We start from the raw sequence: 15,606 nt of genomic DNA, 5'->3' as shown, positions 1-15,606 counted from the left end.
ACCTGGCGCTGCTGCCCGGCCACGGCGGGGCGAGGGCGGAGGCCGAGCGGCTGGCCCGCGAGGCGGCCGAGGTCGCCGAGCGCGAGAAGCTCCCCGTGGTGGCCTGCCAGGCCTGGCAGCTGCTCGCCCTGCTGGCCCGTGAGCACGGCTTCGACGACGCGGACGCGTGCCTGGAGCGGATGCTCGCCGTCGCGGAGGAGCACGCCCTGCCGGTCTGGCGGGTGGAGGCGCTGCTGCGGCTCGGCGGGAACGCCTTCCTGCGCACCGGTGACGCGCGCCGGATCCGGGAGGCCAGGGACGCCGCCCGGGACCTGGGCGCCCTCGTCCTCGCCCAGAACGCGGATGGCCTGCTGGCCATGGACGCCCTGCAGCGCGCCGACTTCACGGCCGCCCGGGAGATCATCGAACGCTGCCTGGAGCCGAGCGCCCGGATGCGCAACCTCGGCATCCACCGCTACCTGCTGCTGGTGGCGGCCGCCGTCGCCGCCCACCAGGGCCGGCGGCGGCAGATGGAGCGGGAACTGCTCCGCTTCGAGCGGGCCGACGACTCCGCCTCCTTCCTCACGCCGGTCCTGCACGGCCTGTGCCGGGCCTTCTGCGCCCTGCTGGAGGAGAACCGCGCCCAGGCACTGGAGGAGCTGGCCGCCTCGGCCGCCTGGGAGGACCGGCACCCCAGCGTGTTCTACATCAGCGGACGGCACGGCCTCGGCCCGCTGCTCGCCGTCATCGCGGACACGGCCGATCGTTCGGTGTACGCGACGGTCCTGGCGGCCCCGGCCGCCGCTCTGGCGTGGAACCGGCAGTTCCTGGTGCTCGCCGAGGCCGTCCTGCTCGGACGCGAGGGCCGCGGCCGGGAGGCCGCGGGCCTGGTGGATCTGGCGTCGCAGGAGTTCCGGGGCTTCCCGACCGCCCGTCACCTCGGGCTGCGCCTGGTCGCCGAGGCGGCCCTCGCCGACGGCTGGGGTGACCCGGTCACCTGGCTGCGGACCGCCGAGGAGTACTTCCACCAGGCCGGCGTCCGCTCGGTGGCCGGTGCCTGCCGGTCGCTGATCCGGCAGGCGGGGGTGGTGGTCGCCCAGCGGCGCACCGGGCGGGAGCTGATCCCCGAGGGGCTGCGGAGGGTCGGGGTGACGCCGCGTGAGTACGACGTGTTCGCCCTGCTCGTGGAGCGCCCGGGGAACCAGGACATCGCCCAGCGGCTGTCGATCTCGCCCCGCACGGTGGAGAAGCACATCGCCAGCCTGCTCCACAAGACCGGCTGCACGGACCGTGCGGAGCTGTGCGGCCTCGCCCGGGCGCTGTGCGGGGACTGACCGGCCCGCGGCACCCGGGTCCCGGCGGTTCCGCGACGGGCGCGGCGCCCCCCTCGCGGAGCCGCGGCACACTCCCCTCGCGGCGTCACGGCGTACGCCCCTGGCGCGGTCACGGCCCCTACGCCTCGGGGCTGAGGAAGTCCGGGACGTCCGTGCCGAGGCCCTGTTCCCGCGCCCTGCGGCGGACCAGGTCGGCGACGGCGAGGTCGAGGACGCCCAGGCCGAAGGGCGAGAAGACGGTGAGGGCTTCGGGGTCGCGGTCGCGGCGGCCGTCGGTGAGGACGGCGCCGATCGAGTCGGCGATGAAGTCGCGGTGACCGGCCCGCTGTTCGGCGAGGTGCAGCGAGGTGGCCTCACGGCACACGTGGTCGGCGTCGTCGACGATGTTGACGCTGGACAGGACGGTCTCCGGGGTGAGGTCGCGCAGGGACAGGTGGAGCAGCAGCGTCCCGGGCCGGCAGGGGGAGGTGTCCAGGTGCGGGGCGGCGGCGGTGGTGGCGATCGAGACCAGCCGATGGGCGGCCAGGGCGTCCTCGATCCGCTCGGCGGTGCCGGTCCTGAGCCCGGGCAGCCGGGCCGCGCACCGCTCGGCGAAGGCCCGTACGCGGGCCGGGTCGAGGTCGAAGAGGGTGACCTCGGCCAGGTCGGGCAGCAGGGCGCGGAGGAAGGTGAGCACCTCGAAGTTGATCACGCCGCAGCCGATCAGGGTGACGCCGGTCTGCGGCTCCCGCGGGGCGAGCGTCGCGGCGGCGAGCGCGGCGCTCGCCGCGGTGCGCCGGGCGGAGACCACCGAGCCCTCCAGCAGCACCTCGGGGTGGCCGGTGCGCATCGAGTTGAGGATGATCGCCGCCGAGGCGCGCTCCAGCCCGGCGTCCAGGTTGCCGGGGAAGGAGGAGATCCACTTGATGCCGGCGACCGGCTCCTCGTCCCCGGGGCCTCCGGCGTCCCCGGCGTTCCCGAGGTAGCCGGGCAGGGCGATGATCCGGTCGCGGGCCGCTTCGGGGAACCGCAGGAAGAGCGAGTGGGGGAGCACCGTCCGGCCGGCCGCGTGCAGCCGGTACGCCCGGCTGACCGCCCCGACGACCTGGTGCTCGGCACCGTCCAGGACCTGCCGGACCTCACGGGCTGTCAGGATCAGCATGGTGTCACCTCGGCCACCGGGCCGTTCTCCTTCCAGAGGCGGGCGACGTCGCCGAAGTGCGACGCCACCCAGTCGTCGTTGTAGATCGTGTCGAGGTAGCGTTCGCCCCGGTCGGGGAGGATCACCGCGCAGGTCGCGCCGGCCGGGATGCGGGCGCTCATCCGCCGGACCGCGGCGATCACCGCGCCCGCCGAGCCGCCGGCCAGGATCGCCTCGCGGTGCGCCAGCCGTCGGCAGTTGACCACGCAGTCGAGATCGCTGACGTGCACCACCTCGTCCGCGAGGCCGTCCTGGTGCAGGGCCGGGCGGACGGCCGCGCCGTGCCCGGGGATGAGCCGGGGCGCGGGGCTGCGGCCGAAGATGACGCTGCCCTCGGCGTCGACGGCCACGATGGTCACCGGGAGGCGGTGCTCCCGCGCGTACTCGGCGCAGCCGCGCAGCGTTCCGCACGAGCTGGTCGCGCAGAACAGGTAGTCGAGGCCGTCGGGCACGGCCTCGCAGATCTCGCGCATGGTCGCGTGGTGCGAGCGCGGGTTGAGCGGGTTGGAGTACTGGTCGGGGCAGTAGGCGTGCTCGGTCGTGGCGAGGATCTCGCGCACCCGCCGGATCCGCACCGGCAGGTACTCGCCGGTGACCGGGTCGGTCCTGGTGACCACCTCGACCTCGGCGCCCAGCGCCCGCATGACGGCGATGTTCTGGCGGTTGGCACGGGGGTCCACCACGCAGATGAAGCGGATCCCGAAGTACCCGCAGACCTGGGCGAGTCCGATGCCCAGGTTGCCCGAGCTGGACTCGACGACGACCGACCGGCCGGGGACCAGCCGGCCCGAGCGGATGCCCTCGGACAGCAGCTCCAGCGCGGAGCGGTCCTTGATGGAGCCGCCCGGGTTGTGCGCCTCCAGCTTGGCGAACAGGCGGAAGTGGCTGGTCGGGTCGATCCTGGTCAGCTCGACCAGCGGCGTCCGGCCCACGGTCTGGAGCACGCCGGCCGGCACCGGGTCAGACCCGCGCACGGGAGCCCCCGATGACACCGCTGTCCGTACGGCGGCACGGGCTCAGCGGCCGTCGCCCGGTCCGCCCGGTCCCGGGGTGCGCCGGGCACTCCTCGCCGGCCCGCCGGAGGGCATGCCGCCGGTCGGGGGCGACGAGCCGGTACGGGCAGGTGTCGGTGGCTTCCTCGGCCATCACGGCCCTCCTAGCCTCGGGGTTTGACACTGCGACGGGGTGAGCCTGCCGGGCGCCGGGGAACGGCGGCAAGAGACAAACGGGCAGCAGGAGCAGCACGCGCGCCCTGCCGCCGGGTCCCCGGGTCAGGCGGTCGGAGCGGACTCGGCGGCGGCGCCCGAGAGGGAGGGGGCGGAGCGCACCGAGGGGCTGAGGGCGGCGGTCGCGGCGAGCAGGACCATCCAGGCGGCCAGCACCCACACGGTGGAGTCCGCGCCGATCCGGGAGAGCAGCTGGCCGCCGATCAGCGAGCCGAGCGGGACGGCGCCGTAGGCGACCAGGCCGACGGCGCCCAGCACCCGGCCCTGGATGGCGTCCGGCGTGACGGCGAGCTGGTAGGCGGACGTCACCACGTTCCACACCGGGCCGACGAAGCACATCAGGCCGTACACCGCGCCGAGCAGGTACGGGCCGTGGACCACCAGGAGCAGCGGAACCAGCAGTGCCCAGACCCAGTTGGCGCCGACCACCACGGCCCGCATCGACAGCCGGCGCTCCACCCCGGGCGCCACCAGGGAGCCGAGCACCCCGCCGACCGCTCCCAGCCCGAACATCAGGCCGATCGAGGCCGACGAGGCGCCCTGGCCGCGCGCCATCATGATGACCGTCAGGAAGACCGCCTGGAACAGCAGGTTGCTGCCCGCGATCAGGAAGGTCGTGGTGCGGATGAACGGATGGCGCCACAGCCAGCGGACGCCCTCCGTGAGCTCGCGGTGCAGCGGGCCGCCGCGGGGGCTCCGCTCGGCCTGGAACCGCGTGCGGATCAGCAGCAGGGAGACCAGCGACCACAGGTAGCTGACGGCGTCGAAGAGGAACGGCGCCGCCCGGCCGAGGCCGAACAGGAGGCCGCCCAGCGGCTTGCCGAGCATCGTGGCGCCGCGGGCCCGCGCCTCGTTGCGGGAGAGCGCGGCGGCGAGCTGGGACGGGTGCACCACGTTGGGGACGGCCGCCGAGGCGGCGATCTGGAAGAACACCGTCAGCGTGCCCTCGACGAAGCCGACCGTGAGGATGTGCGGCAGCGACAGCCGGTCCAGCAGCAGTGCCGCCGCGACGCTGCCGATGGCGAGGCAGCGCAGCACGTCGCACCAGATCATCGTCTGCCTGCGGTTCCAGCGGTCGACCAGCGCTCCCGCCGGGAGCTGGAACAGCAGGTGCGGCAGCAGCGCGAGGAAGCCGGTGAACCCGGCGTCGGCCGGGGAGCCGGTCAGCGCGAGGACCAGCAGCGGGTAGGCCACGCCGGAGACGTTGGAGCCCAGCCCGGAGACCGCCGCTCCCTGCCAGAGCAGCAGGAAGTCCCGGTTGCGCGCCAACGGCGGGACCTTCTCGGGGACTTCCTCGCGCACGGTGTCGGTCATGGGTCGATGCTGGGAGGCCGGCCGCCCCGGGCCCAGAGAAGGACCGGCAGTCACGCGCGCAGTCCGCCGCCGCAACCTCGGCCGTGCTGACCCTGCCACCCGCTTCCCGCAGTCGGCAGGCTGACGCCCGGCCGGCAAGGACCCGAGGGACAGGCCCTGCACCGTCACCGGACCGCGGACCCCGTCGCACGCACAGGAAGGCGAAGGATGAGCACGAGCCCGAGCTCCCGCACGGAGCTGCTGCAGCGACGCCTGCGCGGCTTGACGAAGAAGCGGCAGGATGGGATCGCCCCGGTGCCCCGGGACGGCGCACTCCCGCTGTCGTTCGCGCAGCACCGGATGTGGGTGCTCGACCGGCTCAGGCCCGGCGGCACCGAGTACCTGATGCCGCTGCTGCTGCGGCTGCCCGGACCGGTGGACCGGGCGGCGCTGCGGCGGGCGCTGGACGCCCTGGTCGCCCGGCACGAGGTGCTGCGCACCCGCTACCCGGCCGTGGACGACGAGCCGGTGCTGGTGATCGACGCCCCGGGGCCGATCGCCCTGACCACCGTCGACCTGGGGGCCGCCGAGCCGGAGCAGTGGGAGCAGCCGGAGCTGGCGGAGCGGCGGCTCGCCGAGCTGGTGGCCGAGGACGGCCGGCGGCCGTTCGACCTGGCCGCCGAGCACCCCGTCCGGGCGCTGCTCGCCCAGCTCGCCGGCGACGAGTGCGCACTTCTGCTGACCATTCATCACATCGCCTCGGACGGCTGGTCGGAGGACGTTCTGCTCGGCGAACTCGGGCAGCTCTACGAGGCGTACGCGGCCGGCCGGCCGAGCCCGCTCGACCCGCCCGCCGCGCAGTACGCGGACTTCGCCGCCTGGCAGCGCGCCCACCTTTCCGGCGACCGGCTGGCCGGCCAACTCGCCTACTGGCGAAGCGCCCTGGCCGACCTCACGCCGCTCGATCTGCCGACCGACCGGCCCCGCGGCCCGGTCCGGGACGCCGCCGGCGCCATCGAGACGTTCACCGTACCGGCCGAACTGGCCGAGCCGCTGGTGGAGTTGGGCCGCACCCAGGGCGCCACCCCGTTCATGGTGTTCCTGGCCGCCTTCCAGCTGCTGCTCGGCCGCGGCTGCGAGCAGAGCGACGTCGTGGTCGGCACCCCGGTCGCGGGCCGGGAGCAGGCCGACACCCAGCCCATGGTGGGCCTGTTCGCCAACACCGTCGCGCTGCGCACCGACCTCTCCGGCGACCCGTCCTTCCTCGAACTGCTCGGCCGCGTCAGGGAGACCGCGCTCGGCGCGTTCACCCACCAGGAGACCCCGTTCGAGCGGCTGGTCGACGAGCTGGCGCCCGAGCGCGACCCCTCCCGCAACCCGATCTTCCAGGTGGTCTTCCAGCTCGCCGCACACACCCCGGCCGAGCCGGGCGCGCTGCGCGCCGAGCAGCGGCCGGTCGACTGGCACACCGCCAAGTTCGACCTCACCCTCGCGCTCACCACCACCGCCGACGGCTCCGTCACCGGCGAACTGGAGTACGCCACCGCGCTGTTCGACCGGGCGACGATCGAGCGGACCATCGGGCACTACCTGCGGCTGCTGGCCGGCATCGCCGCCGAACCGGGCCGGCCGGTCGGCCGGCTCGACCTGCTGCCCGCCGCCGAACGCGAACTCCTCGCCTCCTGGGGCGGATCCGGCCGCAGCTACCCCGCCGAGGAGACCCTGCCCGAGGTCTTCCGGCAGTGGGCCGAGCGCACCCCCGACGCCCTCGCCGCCACCTGCGACGGCGTCTCGCTGACGTACGCGGAACTGAACGCCGGGGCCAACCGCCTCGCCCACCGGCTGCGCGCGCTCGGTGCCGGCCCGGAGACCCTGGTCGGCGTGCGCTGCGACCGCGGGCTCGACCTCGTGGTGGCCCTGCTCGGCGTGCTCAAGTCCGGCGCGGGCTACCTCCCGCTCGACCCGGGCCAGCCGGCCGACCGGCTCGCCTACATCCTCGCCGACGCCGGGGTGACCGCACTGGTCACCGACCGGAGCACGGGCGAGGAGACCGTCACCACCCTGCTGCTCGACGAGACCGGCGAGGACTGGCCCGACACCGACCCCGCCCCGCGGGCGGATCCCGGCAACACCGCCTACGTCATCTACACCTCCGGCTCCACCGGAGCCCCCAAGGGCGTCCCGGTCACCCACGCCAACGTGCTGCGCCTGCTGCGCTCCTGCCAGGAGGACTTCGGCTTCGGCCCCGGCGACGTGTGGACGCTGTTCCACTCCTACGCCTTCGACTTCTCGGTCTGGGAGCTGTGGGGCGCGCTGCTGAACGGCGGCCGGGCCGTGGTGGTGCCGTTCGCCCTCTCGCGCTCGCCGCAGGACTTCCTCGACCTGCTGGTCACCGAGCGCGTCACCGTGCTCAACCAGACCCCCTCCGCCTTCCGCGGCCTCCAGGAGGCCGTCGCGCTGGCCGGCCTCGCGCCGGAGGCGCTCTCGCTGCGGACCGTCGTCTTCGGCGGCGAGGCGCTGGACGTGGCCGAACTGGCACCCTGGTTCGACCGGTTCGGCGACCGGCGGCCCGTCCTGGTCAACATGTACGGCATCACCGAGACCACCGTCCACGTCACCTACCGCCCGGTGCGGGCCGAGGACACCGGCGGTGCCAGGCGCAGCCCGATCGGCCGCCCGCTCGGCGACCTGCGGCTCCACCTCCTCGACGCGGACCTCAACCCGGTGCCGATCGGCGTCCGGGGCCAGCTCCACGTCTCGGGCCCGGGCCTCGCCCGCGGCTACCTGCACCGCCCGGCGCTGACCGCCGAGCGCTTCCTGCCCGACCCGTACGCCACCACCCCGGGCGCCAGGATGTACCGCACCGGCGACCTCGCCCGCTACGGCGCCGACGGCGAACTGGAGTTCGTCGGCCGGGCCGACGGCCAGCTGAAGATCCGCGGCCACCGGATCGAACCCGGCGAGATCGAGGCGGCCATCGGCGCACTCCCCGGAGTGGACACCAGCCTGGTGATCGCGCACCGCCGCCCCGACGAGCGGGAGGCCCGGCTGGTCGCGTACGTCGTGCCCGGGGCGGGCCGCACCCTCGACGTGGCGGAGCTGCGCGCCGCCCTCGGCCGCACGCTGCCCGGCTACATGGTGCCGGCGATCCTCGTCCCGCTGGACGCCTTCCCGATGACGGCCAACGGCAAGATCGACCGCCGCGCCCTGCCCGCCCCCGAAGCCCACCGCGGCCTCGGCGGCCCCGAACACGTCGCCCCGCGGACCGGCACCGAGCAGACCGTCGCCGAGACCTGGGCCGAGGTGCTGCGGCTGCCCCGCGTCGGCGCCCTCGACAACTTCTTCCACCTGGGCGGCGACTCGATCCGGGCGATCAAGGTCGTCGGCGCGCTGCGGCGGCGCGGGATCGACCTGACGGTGCAGAACCTGCTCGTCCACCAGAGCGTCGAGGGCCTGGCCCGGTTCGCCGACCTCGCCAGGCCCGGCGGGCCCGCCAGCGTGGAGGAGCAGCGGGTGGCGCCGTTCGCGCTGCTCCCGGACGCCGACCGCGCCGCCCTGCCGCCCGGCCTGGTGGACGCCTACCCGCTCGCCATGGTGCAGGCCGCGATGGTCTACCAGATGCTCGCGGACCGGGACGAGAGCCCCTACCACAACATCACGCTCTTCCCGTTCGTCGACGACGCGCCGTTCTCGCTGCCCGCCCTGCGGGAGGCCGCCGCCCTGCTCGTCCGGCGGCACGAGATCCTGCGCACCGCCTTCGACCTCACCGGCTACTCCGAGCCGCTCCAGCTCGTCCACGCCGACGCGACCCTGGAGGTCGGCTACGACGACCTGCGCGGGCTCGACGAGGAGCGGGTCGGGGCCGAGCTGGCGGAGTTCACCGCCCGGACCCGCCGGACGCCCTTCGACGTCGGCCGGGCGCCGATGCTGCGCTTCCACGTCCACCAGACCGCCGACGACCGCTGGACGTTCTCCTTCATCGAGTGCCACGCGATCCTCGACGGCTGGAGCCACCACTCGCTGATCGACGAGGTGATGCGCGACTACCGGGCGATCCGCGCCGGGCAGGCCCCGGCCGCCGCCGGGCAGCGGCACACCGTCCGCTACGCCGACCACATCGCGCTGGAGCGGCGCTCCCTGGCCAGTGCCGAGGACCGGGCGTTCTGGCAGCAGGGGGTGGCCGGCTTCGAGCGCGTCGTGCTGCCGCCGTCCTGGGCCGCCGATCCGGCGGCCGGCGAGCAGCCGTACCAGGTCGCCGTTCCGTTCCGCGACCTGGAGCCCGGCCTGCGCGCTCTGGCCGCCGCCGCCGGGGTGCCGCTCAAGAGCGTGCTGTTCGCCGCGCACCTGAAGGCGATGGCCACGATCAGCGGCAGCCGCCGCTTCCACAGCGGACTGGTCTTCAACGGCCGACTGGAGACGGAGGGCGGCGAGCTGGTGCGCGGCATGCACCTGAACACCGTGCCGCTCGGCGTCGAACTGACCGGCGGCACGTGGCGCGAGCTGGTGGGGCGGGTCTTCGCCGCCGAGGTGGCGGCCTGGCCGCACCGCCGCTTCCCGCTGCCCGAGATGCAGCGCGCCTGGGGCGACGGCACCCCGCTGATCGAGGTGTCCTTCACCTACCTGGACTTCCACGTCCTGGACGACCGGCAGATCGAGTCCGACAAGGTCGTCGACGTCAGCCCCAACGAGTTCGCGCTGGACGCCTCGACCTTCCCCGGCGTGTTCGTCCTCTACGGCCGACCCGACCGGATCAGCCGTGCCAACGGGCAGCGGCTGGCCGGGCTGTACCGGCGGATCCTGGAGGCGATGGCCGCCGACCCGCAGGGCGACGCCGGGGCCGACGCCCTCGCCGCCGAGGAGCGCGAACTGCTGGACCGCTACGCGACCGGGCCCGCGACGGCGGTCCCGGACGCCTGCGTGCACGAGCTGTTCGAGCGGCAGGCCGCCCGCACCCCGGACGCCGTCGCGCTGCACCGCGCCGACGGCGGCACCGTCGACTACGCCGGACTCAACGCCCGGGCCAACCGGATCGCCCGGCGGCTGCGCGGGCTCGGCGTCGGCCCCGAGTCCAAGGTCGGGGTGCTGCTGCGCCGGGGCCCCGACCTGGTCGCGGCGCTGCTCGGGGTGCTCAAGGCCGGTGCCGCCTACCTGCCGCTCGACCCGGCCCACCCCGCCCGGCGGCTGACCGGGGTGCTCACCGAGACCGGCGCCGCGGCCGTCCTCACCCAGGAGGAGCTGGCCGGCCTGGTCGCCGGCCACCCCGCCGGGACGGTGCTGCTCGACCGCGACGCGGAACTCGACGCGCTGGACCCGGGCGACCTCGGCCCGGTCGCCACGCCCGGCAACCTGGCCTACATCGTCTACACCTCGGGCTCCACCGGCACCCCCAAGGGCGTGATGATCGAGCACCGCTCCCTGGTCAACTACGCCTCCTGGGCGGCGGCCGAGTTCCCGGACGTGCGCGGCACCGGCTCCCCGCTGTACTCCGCGATGACCTTCGACCTGCCGGTCACCTCGCTGTTCCCCGCCCTGCTGTCCGGCCGGCCGGTCACCCTGACCGAGGACGACGGCACCCCCGGCCTGGACGGCCTGGTGGCCGCCCTGGAACGCGGCGGATTCGGCCTGGTCAAGCTGACCCCGACGCACCTGGCGCTGCTCAACCAGACCCTGGCGCCCGCCGCGCTCGCCGCCGCCACCGACCGGCTGGTGGTGGGCGGCGAGGAACTCACCCGCGAGGCGCTCAGCGCCTGGACCGAACACGCCCCGGCCACGGCGGTGGTCAACCACTACGGCCCGACCGAGGCCACCGTCGGGTGCTGCATCCTGAAGTCCACGGCCGACCGGCTGCCCGCGGGCCCGGTGCCGATCGGCCGGCCGGTGGCCAACACCGTGATGCGGATCCTCGACCGCGACCTGCGGCTCGTCCCGGCCGGCGTCACGGGCGAGCTGTACATCGGCGGTGCCCAGCTGGCCCGCGGCTACGCCGAGCGGCCCGGCCTGACCGCCGACCGCTTCGTCCCCGACCCGTACGCGGCGGTGCCGGGCGCCCGGCTCTACCGCACCGGCGACCTGGCCCGCTACGGGGAGGACGGCCTGCTGGAGTTCGGCGGCCGGGCCGACAACCAGGTGAAGATCCGCGGCTACCGGGTCGAGCCGGGCGAGGTGGAGGGCGTGCTCCGCCGCCACCCGGCGGTCCGTGAGGCCACCGTCCGGGTGCGCACCGCGCCCGGCGGGGACCGCAGCCTGGTCGCCTACGTGGTGCCGCGCGACGGCGCGGCCCCCGGGGCCGCCGAGCTGCGGGACTGGCTGCTCGGCCACCTGCCCGAGTACCTCGTCCCGTCCGGCTTCGTCCTGCTGGACGCCCTGCCGCTCACCCCGAGCGGCAAGGTCGACCCGGGCGCCCTGCCCGAGCCCGACGCCGAGAGCGTCCCCGCCACCCCGTACCTGGCGCCGCGCACCGCGGTCGAGGGCCTGCTGGCGGCGGCCCTCGCCGAGGTGCTCGGCCTGCCCAGGATCGGCGTGGACGACTCCTTCACCGACCTCGGCCTGCACTCGCTGATCGCGATGCGGGTGATCGTCAGGCTCCGCGAGGAGCACGGGACGGCGGTCGCCTTCCGGGACTTCTACCAGCACCGCACGGTCGCCGAACTGGCCCGGGCGATCGACCCCGCCGTCGCCGCCGACCTCGCGCCCGCCCGCGCCGCCGACCCGGCGCACGCCGCGGACGGCCTCGCGGACTCCGTGTTGTGGCTGCGGCGCGAGGGCGTCCGGGCACCGCTGTTCTGCGTCTACCCGGGCGGCGCCCAGTGGTACGTCCACCTCGCCGAACACCTCGCCGAGGACCGGCAGGTGGTCGGCCTGGAGTGGCCGGGGCTGCACCGCGACGTCGCCTCCCCGCAGAGCATCGGCAGCGTCGCCGAGCAGTTCCTCGGCCGGATCCGGGCCATCCGGCCCACCGGCCCGTACCACCTGCTGGGCTGGTGCGGTGCCGGACCGGTCACCAGCGAACTGGCGCACCGGCTGCACCGCGACGGCGAACAGGTCACCTTCGCCCTGCTCGACCCCGCCCTGGACAGCCACACCCGCAGGAACCTGTGGGAGGAGGTGGCGATGTTCGCCCGCGGCGAGAGCCTGCTCGGCGAACTCGACCTGGCGGTGGGGGAGGAGGAGATCGCCCGCCTCCAGGGGGAGTTCCTCAAGGTGCTGGACTACGTCATCGACGAGGGCGCCCGGCTGGCGCCCCGGCCCGGTGACACCTTCTGGGCGGGCCGGCTCAAGGTCTGGCGCGAGCTGGCCCAGGCGACCCTGGGCTACCGGCACCGGCCCTACCCGGGGCGGATGCACCTGCTGGCCGGCGACGAACTCGCGGGCGGCGGGCACGACGTGGCCTCCGGTCAGCCCTTCCGGGACTACCTGGCGCGCTGGACCGAGCTGACCCCGGGCGGCCTGGAGCTGCACCGGGTCGGCGGCGACCACCTCGGTGTGCTGCGTCCGCCGCACGTCGCGGGGCTCGCCGAGGTGCTCGACCGGCTGATGGCGGAGACGGACTGACGGTCGCAGGGAAGGGCGGCTCCCCGCGGCTCCGCTGCGGGGAGCCGCCCTTTCGCGCGCCCGCGCCCGGGGCCGGACACGCCGAAGGGGCCGCCTCCCGGTGGATTCCGGGAGGCGGCCCCTTCGCCGGGATCACTGCGGGCCGTCGTCCTCCGGGTCGCCGTTCTCCGGGCCGTCTCCCTCCGGGCCGCCGACGCACCACTCCAGCACCGCGCGGGCACTGTGGTACTTGTTCTCGGCCTGCTCGAAGGCGATCGAGGCGGGCCCGTCGAGCACCTCGGCGGTCACCTCGTCGCCGCGGTGCGCGGGCAGGTCGTGCATGAACAGCGCACCGGGGCTGGCGTCCATGACGGCCTTGTCCACCCGGAACGGCTCGAAGGCGAGCCGCCAGTCGGGGTCGGCCTTCGTGGTGCCCGTGGTCTGCCAGCGGGTGGTGTAGACCACGTCGACCTCGGGCAGGTCGGCCATGTCGTGCCGCTGCTCCACCAGCGCGCCGCTGCCCGCCGCGTACTCGGCGGCCCGGTCGAGGTAGCGCTGCTCGACCCCGTAGCCGTCCGGGGTGCGCAGGTACAGCGCCGTCCCCGGGTAGCGGGACAGCGCCAGCGTCAGCGCCGAGGCGGTGTTGTTGCCCTCGCCGGCGTAGAGCACCCGCAGGCCCTCGATCCGCCCGAACCGGCCGAGCAGCGTGGTGAGGTCGGTGAGCGCCTGGGTGGGGTGCTCGGCGGCGCTCATCGCGTTGACGACGGCCATCCGCTCCTGGGCGGCGAAGGCCCGCAGCTCGGCCTCGCTGCCCGCGGTCCTGGCCACCAGCACGTCGAGCATCCGGGACAGCACGGCGGCGGTGTCCTCGACCGTCTCCCCGGTGTTCTCCTGGAGGTCGTCGGGGCCGTAGGTGATCAACCGGCCGCCCAGCCGCAGCGCTCCGGCCGAGAAGGCGGTACGGGTGCGGGTGGAGGTCCTGCGGAACAGGACGCCCACCACCGTGTCGCGCGGCAGGCGGGCGTCCTCGCGGCGGCCGGCGGCGAAGTCGGCGCCCCGCTGCACGATGCGGTGCATCTCCTCGAAGCCGAGGTCGTCGATCGAGATCAGGTGGCGGCGTGGCGGACGGGACATGGCCTTCTCCTTCCGTGACGGGACGGGATGTCAGATCGTTTGCAGACCCTGCCGCAGCACGTCGAGGCCCCGGTCGAGCAGCGCGGGATCGACGGTCAGCGGCGGCAGCAGCTTGACCACCTCGTCCGCACGGCCGCACAGTTCGACGATCAGTCCCTGCTCGAAGGCGTGGCGCTGGAGCCGCTTGGCGCGCTCGGGGCCGCCGGCGGCCCCGAGGTCGATGCCGAGCGCCATCCCGAGCCCGCGCGTCACCAGGCCCTGCCCCAGCCCGTCCAGTTCGCCGCGGAACCGGTCCAGGCGGGCGGTCCCGGCGGCGAGCCCGGTGTGGAAGGAGTCCTGCCGCCACAGCTCGCAGGCCGCGGTGGCGGCGACGAAGGCCATCTGGTTGCCGCGGAACGTCCCGGTGTGCTCACCCGGCTCCCAGGCGTCCAGCTCCCGTCTGAAGAGCACCAGCGACAGCGGAAGTCCGTAGCCGCTGAGGGACTTGGACAGCGTCACCACGTCCGGGGTGATCCCGGCGTGCTCGAAGCAGAAGAACCGGCCCGAGCGGCCGCAGCCCGCCTGGATCTCGTCGAGGATCAGCAGGATGCCGTGCCGCTCGGTGAGTTCGCGCAGGGCGCGCAGCCACCCGGCGCTTGCCGGGTAGACCCCGCCCTCCATCTGCATCGGCTCCAGGATCACCGCGGCCGGCAGGTCGACGCCCGAGGAGGAGTCGGCGAGCAGCCGTTCCAGGTACCCGATCGAGTCGAACGGGCCCTGCGGGCCGTCCTCGTAGGGGATGAACGTGACGTCCTGCCCGCTGACCCCGCCCGCCCGGCGGGCCCGGCGGCTGCCGGTCACCGCGAGCGAACCGCGCGACATGCCGTGGTACGCACCGGTGAACGCGACCAGGCCGGTGCGGCCGGTCTGCTTGCGGGCGAGCTTGAGCGCGGCCTCCACGGCGTCGGTGCCGGTCGGGCCGGTGAACTGCGCCTTGTAGTCCAGCCCGCGGGGCCGCAGCACGGTGTCGGCGAAGGCGGCCAGGAACTCCCGCTTGGCCACGGTGTACATGTCCAGGCCGTGCGTGATGCCGTCGGCGGCGAGGTACTCGGCCACCCGGGCCTTGATGGCGTCGTTGTTGTGCCCGTAGTTGAGCGTCCCCGCGCCGCAGAAGAAGTCGATGAACGTGCGGCCGTCCTCGGTGTGCAGCTCGGCGCCCTTGGCCCGCTCGAAGACGGCCGGGAACGTGCGGCAGTACAGCCGGACCTCCGACTCCAGCTCCTCGAAGACCTTGAACTCGTGCTCCGGCAACGGCTCCTGGCCGGTGTTCCGGGTGTCCTGGGTGATGTCCATCAGGTCCTCTCGGCAGCGATCGAACCCGCGGTGGAGTGCTCGTGGCGCCGCCCGCGGGTGGAGTGAGGGTCGCCATGCCCGCCGGACGGACATCGGCAGGAGCAGCGTGTCGCCGGAGCGAGGCCTGGTACCAGGGAACGAGCGGCAGCCTCGGCGCCGGTGTCACTGCGCGTTTGTCCCGGTGCGGGGCCCGGTCCGGGTTCCGGGACCGGGCCCCGCACCGGCCGGCGGGTCAGATCAGCCCGGTCCGCACGGCGTGGGCCACCGCGTGGGCCCTGTTGTGCACCTGGAGCTGGCCCATCAGCTCGTAGATCACGTTCTTGACGGTGTGCTTGGAGCAGCGCAGCGTCCGGGCGATGGCCTCGTTGCCGTGGCCGTCCGCCATCAGCCGCAGCACCTCGGTCTGGCGGCCGGTCAGCGGCGAGGTGCCCGGGCGCCCTCCGGGGCCGGGCGGCTCCGGAGACCCGTCGAGCAGGCAGGCCAGCACCGGGTGGGACAGCCGGCCCTCGCCGCGGTGGGCCGAGTGGACGGCCGCGGCCAGCCGGGCCGGCGTCGCCTCGGCGGACAGCAGCATGGCCCGAGCGCCCGCCCGCAGCGC

At 74.8% G+C, this 15,606-nt stretch carries 8 protein-coding genes; 2 read left to right on the top strand and 6 right to left on the bottom strand.

Annotation, left to right across the window (positions count from 1 at the left end):
* Positions 1-1,313, top strand: a 1,313-nt coding sequence (locus tag BU198_RS32970; protein WP_188300520.1) for a helix-turn-helix domain-containing protein, incomplete at its 5' end; no start/stop codon positions are given.
* 118 nt (positions 1,314-1,431) lie between these two features.
* On the opposite strand, the gene sbnB is transcribed toward BU198_RS32970, so the two are convergent.
* The 3 genes from sbnB to BU198_RS32955 all read right to left on the bottom strand — a co-directional run bounded on the left by sbnB (position 1,432) and on the right by BU198_RS32955 (position 5,033).
* The gene (gene sbnB / locus BU198_RS32965; protein WP_188300519.1) at positions 1,432-2,454 is read right to left on the bottom strand and encodes a 2,3-diaminopropionate biosynthesis protein SbnB; all 1,023 of its coding nucleotides are present in this window, start codon (positions 2,452-2,454) and stop codon (positions 1,432-1,434) included.
* Positions 2,448-3,437: a 2,3-diaminopropionate biosynthesis protein SbnA gene (gene sbnA / locus BU198_RS32960; protein ID WP_188300518.1), complete on the bottom strand. Its 990-nt coding sequence runs from the start codon at positions 3,435-3,437 to the stop codon at positions 2,448-2,450. Before sbnA ends, sbnB begins: the two co-directional genes overlap by 7 nt.
* A 327-nt stretch (positions 3,438-3,764) precedes the next feature.
* A complete protein-coding gene (locus BU198_RS32955) occupies positions 3,765-5,033 on the bottom strand; it encodes an MFS transporter (protein ID WP_188300517.1) in 1,269 nt (422 codons plus the stop codon).
* Between the two features lie 207 nt (positions 5,034-5,240).
* Here BU198_RS32955 and BU198_RS32950 point away from each other — a divergent pair, with 207 nt between their 5' ends.
* The gene (locus BU198_RS32950) at positions 5,241-12,563 is read left to right on the top strand and encodes a non-ribosomal peptide synthetase (RefSeq protein ID WP_188300516.1); all 7,323 of its coding nucleotides are present in this window, start codon (positions 5,241-5,243) and stop codon (positions 12,561-12,563) included.
* A gap of 132 nt (positions 12,564-12,695) precedes the next feature.
* Here BU198_RS32950 and BU198_RS32945 read toward each other — a convergent pair whose 3' ends face one another.
* The 3 genes from BU198_RS32945 to BU198_RS32935 form a co-directional block, all read right to left on the bottom strand.
* Positions 12,696-13,676, bottom strand: a complete 981-nt coding sequence (locus tag BU198_RS32945) for an ornithine carbamoyltransferase (protein ID WP_188300515.1) — start codon at positions 13,674-13,676, stop codon at positions 12,696-12,698.
* Between the two features lie 30 nt (positions 13,677-13,706).
* Positions 13,707-15,008: a diaminobutyrate--2-oxoglutarate transaminase gene (gene ectB, locus BU198_RS32940; protein WP_188300514.1), complete on the bottom strand. Its 1,302-nt coding sequence runs from the start codon at positions 15,006-15,008 to the stop codon at positions 13,707-13,709.
* A gap of 232 nt (positions 15,009-15,240) precedes the next feature.
* The coding region (locus tag BU198_RS32935; RefSeq protein ID WP_188300513.1) for a response regulator transcription factor at positions 15,241-15,606 on the bottom strand (366 nt) is incomplete at its 5' end.

Source organism: Streptomyces sp. CBMA156 (assembly GCF_014596515.1).
GTDB lineage: Bacteria > Actinomycetota > Actinomycetes > Streptomycetales > Streptomycetaceae > Kitasatospora.
The sequence above is the reverse complement of the archived record's forward strand: the minus strand, read 5'-3'. Positions and strand labels throughout refer to the sequence as shown.

Excerpts from the sequence above, each read along its gene's own strand:
- sbnB (WP_188300519.1), bottom strand. The coding sequence starts at position 2,454 with ATGCTGATCCTGACAGCCCGTGAGGTCCGGCAGGTCCTGGACGGTGCC.
- BU198_RS32955 (WP_188300517.1), bottom strand. The coding sequence starts at position 5,033 with ATGACCGACACCGTGCGCGAGGAAGTCCCCGAGAAGGTCCCGCCGTTG.
- BU198_RS32950 (WP_188300516.1), top strand. The coding sequence starts at position 5,241 with ATGAGCACGAGCCCGAGCTCCCGCACGGAGCTGCTGCAGCGACGCCTG.
- BU198_RS32945 (WP_188300515.1), bottom strand. The coding sequence starts at position 13,676 with ATGTCCCGTCCGCCACGCCGCCACCTGATCTCGATCGACGACCTCGGC.
- ectB (WP_188300514.1), bottom strand. The coding sequence starts at position 15,008 with ATGGACATCACCCAGGACACCCGGAACACCGGCCAGGAGCCGTTGCCG.